Here is a 7484-nt window from a genome sequence, read left to right as displayed (position 1 = left end):
GCCCGAACCGCCTCCGCCCGAACCGCCTCCGCCGTGACCGCCTGCAGGCTGTCCTTCAGCCAGCTGCAGTGAAGCAGAATCCGGAGTAGGTCCAGCGCGCTGATCGAACGAAGCGGAAGACACGGGCGGGGCGAGCTCAGCACTGCCAATTGCAGCTCCCCGGGCAGGAGGTGACGATGATCTCGCGACATCACCGGACGAAGACGCTTGTTGCGTTGGCGATGTGGGTCGGGTGATCCCGGGCGCATGCCGCGCGATTGCTCTCACGTGCGGCGCCGAATGGCGGCGATTCTGTGTGGCGGCATAGCTTGCTTGACCAGGCCCTCGTGTAACCGACTGCGGCGCAACAGAATCCGGAGTAGGTCCAGCGCGGTGATCGGACGGAGCGGAAGACACAGGCGGGGCGAGCTCAGCACTGGCAACCGCGGTTCCGCGAGCGGGAGGCGACGATGGTAGTGCGACATGACCGGACCAAGACGTGAGTCGCGCTGGCGACGTGGGTCCGATGATCCCGAGCGCCTGATCATAGTCGAACCGATCGCCATACGCGACGATACCCATGACCCCGACAGCCAATGCGCTTGCCGACGCAACCCAAAGCGCAAGGCGTCTGCCCCGCGCAGGCGGTGCGGCCTTGATGTCTGCATCGGGGCTACCTGCACCCGAATGCGCAAGCTCGGCCTGTCTGAACATTTCAACACGCTTCGGATCGTTTCGTCTGATCCTTCCATTCACTACTTTCATGTGCCGTCCCCTTGCGGAGTGCTCATCGAAATGAGCCGCGGGATCCCGAACCAAGTGTGTGAAACCGCCGGAACCAGCTGGCAAGTGACGCACCGGCCGGCGTGCGGTTTCGTTTGACCGTTCTGCGTGTTCGCCCCCCTGGTTCCGCCACGGCAATGCGAGCGGTGTACAGGTTTTCTATCGTGAGCCTTTGAGCTATGAAAACGCTCGTGACAGACACTGCCAGAACCGATGGATAACCAGCATTCGCTGTGCCTGTTAGGCCGAACCCCAATTGAATTGTGGGATCGTGCACATAGCATGGGCATACACGATCCAACAGGATCTGCGCCAGGCGAGGCGGGGGTCGAACTGGTAAAAGATGGAAGAGAATGATCTATTTGTGAACCTGCCCAAAACCTTGACACGGAAATAAGGCAAATCCGGGGATGGCTTGCGACTAACAGGGCGATAGCGAATAACTTCCTTCTAATATCGGCTAAGGACCAACTGGCTGATTTAGAGGCACGTCGACAAAAGATCGCGGAAGCGCTAAACGACGGACGTCGCAAGGCAATCGAAGCGCCGGGGAAAAGTCTGCTACCAAATACCATTCATGTGAAGAAGCCGGGGTGACGTAGCAGCACATTCGAGCGTTTGCTACATCACGCAAAGGTTGTTGTTATCCGGTTACAAATTCGGAAGCAGACTCACGCTGCCTACCTGCCGAATGTCGGCAACGGGTCGGGGGCTGACCATCGAAGTCGCTAGGGCAAAGGAGCGAATCGACGCGGCGAGGTCGGCGGGCGTCGACGCGACGAAGGCGCGGCGTACGCTGGCGTGCCTGGACCAGGAGCTCGCGGACGCAAAAAAGCGCATGATCGAAGAATTCCATCGCGTGCCCAGCAACCCGTACGCATAACGATCGACGGCGACAAGAGGTAAGGCGCGACGGGCCGCTTTCGAGCGGCTTTTTCTTTGCCCAGCACCTGATTGCAAACTCCTATCAAGGCCAGAGCATTCCGCCGATCGGCGCGGTACTGAACGAATCGACGCGATGAAGTGGTTCACGCAGGCGCCGTCCGGCCACGGCAAACTGAAGTACCTTATCCGACTGATCATGGCGCGTAAGTCCTCACCTCGTTGCGGGCAGCACGAGGCGCGCATTCTGTAATGAACGAACGTCCTGGAATGCTTGTTGCATAGACTACTTGTCCAGTGCGCAGACGCTGGGGAGGAAATATGTACGGCCATTCTTGCGAACCGTATCGGGGGCACGGCGTTTACGTCGAGGTAACGGAGAATCAATCCGTGTCGTTCAACGGTGCCGAGCGGCGTTACGCAGTCGCGTGGTACGTGTATAAGCGGGGGCCCTTCATCCAGGCAAACGTGATTGCACGTTTTGCCGAGTCGGTTGAATTTTTGTCCGCTGACGAGGCAGTGCGTTACGCAGAGGGGCGCGCGCATACGTTCGTCGATTGCTCACGCGTCATCTCGAGGGAGTGACGTCACCACGCACAAGTGATGTGTGGCTGCTCCAGGTGCATGTTACGGTGTATCCATATAATCTCGTCGCAGACGCGGAAAAGCCGGTCGCATGGGCGGTGGGAAATTTTTTCGCAACAACGTGATCTACCGCGCAGTGTGACGCACAGGTACTCCCTGATTATTGATAGCGCTGACTCACCAGTGGCTGTATGAAGAAGTGGTCGGGACAGTGGCGTTTTGCGCCCCCGGCGTGAAAGTCCGATTTGAAGCCGGGGGAATGTCACCTGACGATGAGAGGAGTTCATCATGCTGCGGTGGATAGCCAGCTGGGCTGTACGCAACGCACTTACTCCGGAGAAGCAGGCCGAAAAAGCGTTGCGAGAATTGCGTCTGGAACTCTTCCAGGCTGAACAACGCATCCTCGACGCTCAGATGCACGCAGATTACTACCGAGCCCGTCTGGCCTTTTGTGAAGCGGTGTTGAAAGGCGGCATCGAGCAAGTAAGCGATCAGCGAAAGGAGCCGCAGACGGGCTGGCAGGCATTGAGGACAAGCCCCAAACTCACAGCGGCCCAATAGCCCAACCCGTTGTGTTGGCGGAGCGGCGACTCCTTCCAGATTTCGTCCTGCGCATCGCCCTCCTCGACGGCCTGCTGAATCCCCCAAGCGGACACACGCGTCCGGGGACGTCATAGGCCTTCGCTGCGGCGACGGCCTGTGCGATCTGCTCCCTCAGCGTGTCGAGAGGAACGAGCGCGGGCGTGACCAGTGAACCCTGCATTGCTTCTCCACGGCGTTGCTCTTCGCTGCATGTTGCGCCGCAGAAAGTAGTCTGCTTGATCGGTTTAACCCTTGAGGCGCACTATGAAAGGCGCTGGCCGCATCCCCAGCCAAATCTTTGCGCGCATGTGGAGGGAAACATGTCCGAGCTCGATCAGAAGAGGGTCGTCGAGGTGCTAAACCAGATCCTCGAGTCAGAACTTGCCGGCGTTGTTCGTTACACACACTATTCATTCCTCGTACTCGGGTTCGGCCGCATTCCGATCGTTTCCTGGCTGAGAGAGCAGGCCGACGAGTCACTGCTTCATGCGCAGCAAGCCGGCGAATGGATTACAACGCTAGGGGCGTACCCATCCCTCGAAATTGGGCCGTTACTCGATTCCCACACGTTTGACATTGGCTCCATCCTCCGCGAATCGTTGGAAGCCGAGAAAATTGCGCTGAGCCTTTACCGCGACCTGTTGGAGCTGGTGCAGGATCAATCGGTCGCGCTCGAAGAATATGCGCGGCAGCTGATCTATGTAGAAGAGCTGCATGCTGGGGAGGTCGACAAGATGCTGCGGCGTCCGGGCGCAGTCGCGAAATCACCGGACGCTGTGCCTGGCACCTAAGACTTCCCAAACTTTCAAGCGGCGTACCACCTTCGACGCCCCCTTCGTTGCGATATTGAATAGCGGTCGTGGGCCAAATTGCTGACTGGGAGCTGGCCGTTTAGGGTCGGACAGCGCCCCCTGACTGCAAGCACAGACTGAATCTCCCTTCACCTGAAAGGAGATAGTCATGAAAGCGCCTCAAGAAGGAACCGCCGCCCGAGTACCTTGGAACAAAGGCAGGTTGACGGGGCAGAAGCCGCCGCTGAAGCTCAAGGAAATCTGGGCCATTCGCATCCGTCTGCAGCTTTCGGCGCGCGTCCGGGACGGACCTCGCTATGTTTACTCTGGCCATCGACAGCAAACTGCGCGCGTGCGACCTGACCAAACTTAAGGTACGTGACATATGCCACGGGGAGCACGTCGCCAGTCGGGCGCCGATCATGCAGCGGAAGACGCAGCGACCGGTTCAGTTCGAGATAACAGAGCAAGCGCGGGATAGCGTTGACGCATGGATCAAGGCGGCCGGACAGGCAGCGCCAGACTTCCTTTTCTCAAGCCGCCTCTACGAGTCACCTCATCTCTCGACGCGCCAGTATTCGCGTTTGGTGCATCGCTGGGTTGCGTCGACCGGACTGGACGACACGGCATACGGCACGTCGCTGATTTATCGTCGGACGAAGAACCTCAGTGCTGTTCAACTCCTCCTCGGGCATACCAGGCTGGAGAGCACCGTGCGAGATCTTGGCATCGAGGTCGACGATGCGCTGGAGATGGCGGAGCAGAGGGAGGTTTGAACGCGAGCAGAGCAGGATGGCGGTTGGCCATCGGTCGCTGTCCGGCCACAACGCGCCATTCGAACGGTTTGCCCGAATGGCTGATGTCGGGCGGATTGCGGAAGGTCTTTCCAGTTCTCCCCGCTGCGGGAATTCGTCGGTGCGGCCGATCACTGGGACTACATGGGACCAGACCACGCACCGACCCGAACCGCGCCGGTCAAATTCACCCTTCGTCGTTGAGCGGATCGAGTTTTCAGGTGATGACGCCCAATTGCCACGGCACGAACTCGTTTTGTCCGTAACCGTTCACTTCACTTTTCGACGGGATGCCGGACGCACATTCGAGTATGCGCTTGAAGATGGCTTCTCCGAGCTGTGCAATTGAGACGCTTCCATCAACTACGCCGCCGCAATTGATGTCCATGTCGTCTTCCTGTCTCTCCCACAGCGCTGTATTCGTCGCAAGTTTCAAGGAGGGCGATGGGGCACAGCCGTATGCCGAACCGCGTCCAGTCGTAAAGCAAATCAAATTGGCACCCGAGGCGACCTGCCCCGTCGCCGATACCGGGTCGTAGCCGGGTGAGTCCATGAAGACAAACCCCTTCGCATCAATGCGTTCAGCGTACTGATACACCTCGACGAGATTCGTCGTGCCGCTCTTGGCAACCGCACCAAGAGACTTCTCGAGAATCGTCGTCAAACCGCCGACCTTGTTTCCCGCAGATGGATTGTTGTCGAGCGCCGCGCCGTTCCTCGTGCAGTAGTTTTCCCACCAGGCAAGGCGTGCCAGCAGTTTCTCACCCACGTCGCGACTGACAGCGCGACGTGTCAGCAAATGCTCGGCACCGTAGACTTCCGGCGTCTCCGAGAGAATCGCAGTGCCACCATTCCGCACGAGTCGATCGACGGCAGCGCCCAGCGCAGGATTCGCCGAAATGCCCGAGTACCCATCTGATCCGCCGCATTGCAAACCGACGATCAAATGTGATGCCGGCAACGGTTCGCGCGTGACACGGTTGGCATCGGCGAGCATCTCCTTCACCATTTCGATACCCCGTTCGATGGTCTTCTTCGATCCGCCGGAGTCCTGAATCGTGAAGCTGCGCAGCCGCTCTCCCGTTTTTAGCCCGGCCGATTCCAGTACACCCGAAATCTGGTTGGTCTCACAACCGAGCCCAACGAACAAAACCGAGTGAAAGTTTGGATGAACCGCATAGCCGGAAAGTGTGCGCCGAAGAACCGCCAGGCCCTCTCCCATGGTATCGATGCCGCAACCGAGACCGTGCGTCAATGCGACTACGCCATTGACGTTGGGATAGGCGGCGAGCGCTTCCGGATGTACGTCGGGTCGGAAGTGATCGGCGATTGCGCGGGCCACGGTGGCCGAGCAGTTCACGCTCGTTAGTATGCCGATGAAGTTGCGCGTCGCGACTCGTCCGTCGTCGCGCCGGATGCCCATGAAGGTCGCAGGCTCGTCGGTATATTCGGTCGGATGCAGATCGATTCCGAACTCGTGATCCCGCGAGAATTCTGCCATGCCGAGATTGTGAACGTGAACGTGCTGGCCACGCGAGATGGATTCTTTCGCCAGACCGATGATCTGGTTGTAACGCTTCACCGGCTCGCCGGCGGCGATATCGCGTGTCGCGATCTTGTGACCGGGCGGGATGAGCCCGGCAACCAGGAGATTTTCCGACGCGATGCGTGCACCGGACATCAACTGTCGGGTTGCGATGACAACATCATCGTTGGCGTGGAGGCGGATGACTGCGAGGTCGGATGGGGTCGAGAGGGTAGACATGATGTTTATACCGGTGAATGGGCACGGCTCTGTGCGGAGTGACTTGCCTGCTCGTCCACTGACAACGGCTCGATCCTTTTCACAATCACCAGGTAGCTAAATGCCCCAAGGACACAGAAGCCTCCCGCGACGCACAGCGGAATCGTGAATGACCCGTGCGTCAGTGAAACCATCAGGCCGGTGAACGTCGTGATGACAATGCCAGCGCAATTTGACGCAAAGTTCTGGATGCCGCCAATAGACGCGACGTGATCGGGCGTCGGTGCAACGTCACCCGGCAGGGCCCAGATGCTTGCGCCGGCGAATGAGAGACTGCCGTAAGCGATGCCGAAGAATGCCAGCATCAGGTAGATATTCGTCGTGAACGCGCAGAGCGTAATGATCGACGAAAGCAGCATGCCGCCGACCATGCACGTCTTGCGAGCCTTGGTCAGACTCCAGCCGCGGCGGTACAGTGCATCGGATACAAAACCGCCGAGCCAGCCGCTGGGAATCGCCATTAATGCCGGAATCATGCCTAGTGTGCCGAGCGACTTCAGCGAGAAGCCTCGCGTCTGAACAAGGTAGCTCGGAAACCAGGTGATGAAGAAGTAAATGACGAAATTCAGACAGAAGAAGCCGAGCATCATGCCCCACAGTGTCCGGTGCTTAAAGAGCGAAAGCCACGGAACCTTCTTCTTCGACGCGGATTGCTGCAGTGGAACAGCGTCGGCCTCGCCGGTCAAATCCCCGCGCGAGGAATTCCGATAGATCACGAACCATCCGAGCATCCAAACGAATCCGACTACACCTGTAATAACGAACGATGCTTCCCAGCCCAGCGCGTTGATAATCAGTGCGACCAGCGGAATCGAAAGCGCGGAGCCCACGCGCGACCCGCTGTCGAAGATGCTCGTTGCGAGCGCGCGTTGCGCCGGCTTGAACCATTGGCTCACGAGTTTGGCGCAGGAAGGATAGGCACCGGCTTCGCCGATTCCCAGCAGCAGACGGCAACCAAACATGCCGGCGACGCTCGTCGCCGCTGCTGTCAGTGCTGTAAAGAGCGACCACCAGCCGACCGCGAGCGGCAACGCAAAGCGCGCACCGATGCGATCGATGAACCAGCCGAACGGCATCTGCATTAATGCATACGTCCAAAAGAATCCGCTCAGGATAAGACCCATCTGAGCCGGACCGATGTCAAGGACCTTCTGGATTGCCGGCGCCGCGACGGCCATATTCGCGCGATCAACGTAGTTGATGGTGATCGCGAGAAAGCAAAGCAATATCACTACCCAACGCATATTGCGCATGTTTGTCTCCTTAACTTCATGGCTAACGGTC

Annotated in this window: 4 protein-coding genes and 1 pseudogene; 3 read left to right on the top strand and 2 right to left on the bottom strand. The window is 58.8% G+C overall.

The features are described 5' to 3' along the window. Nucleotides 1-2517: 2517 nt before the first annotated feature. From AC3WLT_RS09755 to AC3WLT_RS09745, 3 genes and pseudogenes are all read left to right on the top strand, one after another. Complete coding sequence (locus tag AC3WLT_RS09755; protein WP_429364378.1) at nucleotides 2518-2790, top strand: hypothetical protein; 273 nt, start codon at nucleotides 2518-2520, stop codon at nucleotides 2788-2790. Nucleotides 2791-3131: 341 nt separating this feature from the next. Continuing rightward, nucleotides 3132-3602, top strand: a complete 471-nt coding sequence (locus AC3WLT_RS09750) for a ferritin-like domain-containing protein (RefSeq protein ID WP_492591669.1) — start codon at nucleotides 3132-3134, stop codon at nucleotides 3600-3602. A gap of 169 nt (nucleotides 3603-3771) precedes the next feature. Beyond that, a pseudogene (locus AC3WLT_RS09745) lies at nucleotides 3772-4378 on the top strand (tyrosine-type recombinase/integrase). A gap of 235 nt (nucleotides 4379-4613) precedes the next feature. On the opposite strand, the gene AC3WLT_RS09740 reads toward AC3WLT_RS09745, so the two are convergent. Both AC3WLT_RS09740 and AC3WLT_RS09735 read right to left on the bottom strand, forming a co-directional pair. Next, complete coding sequence (locus AC3WLT_RS09740; RefSeq protein ID WP_492591668.1) at nucleotides 4614-6161, bottom strand: UxaA family hydrolase; 1548 nt, start codon at nucleotides 6159-6161, stop codon at nucleotides 4614-4616. 5 nt (nucleotides 6162-6166) lie between these two features. Further along, the gene (locus AC3WLT_RS09735) at nucleotides 6167-7453 is read right to left on the bottom strand and encodes an MFS transporter (protein ID WP_492591667.1); all 1287 of its coding nucleotides are present in this window, start codon (nucleotides 7451-7453) and stop codon (nucleotides 6167-6169) included. Nucleotides 7454-7484: the final 31 nt, after the last annotated feature.

Source organism: Paraburkholderia sp. FW306-2-2C-D06C (assembly GCF_058781505.1).
Note: the sequence above shows the minus strand (reverse complement) of the source record. Positions and strands in the feature narration are given on the sequence as shown.

What these genes read in the sequence shown, in the direction of transcription:
- AC3WLT_RS09755 (WP_429364378.1), top strand. Translation starts at nt 2,518, where the DNA reads ATGCTGCGGTGGATAGCCAGCTGGGCTGTACGCAACGCACTTACTCCG.
- AC3WLT_RS09750 (WP_492591669.1), top strand. Translation starts at nt 3,132, where the DNA reads ATGTCCGAGCTCGATCAGAAGAGGGTCGTCGAGGTGCTAAACCAGATC.
- AC3WLT_RS09740 (WP_492591668.1), bottom strand. Translation starts at nt 6,161, where the DNA reads ATGTCTACCCTCTCGACCCCATCCGACCTCGCAGTCATCCGCCTCCAC.
- AC3WLT_RS09735 (WP_492591667.1), bottom strand. Translation starts at nt 7,453, where the DNA reads ATGCGCAATATGCGTTGGGTAGTGATATTGCTTTGCTTTCTCGCGATC.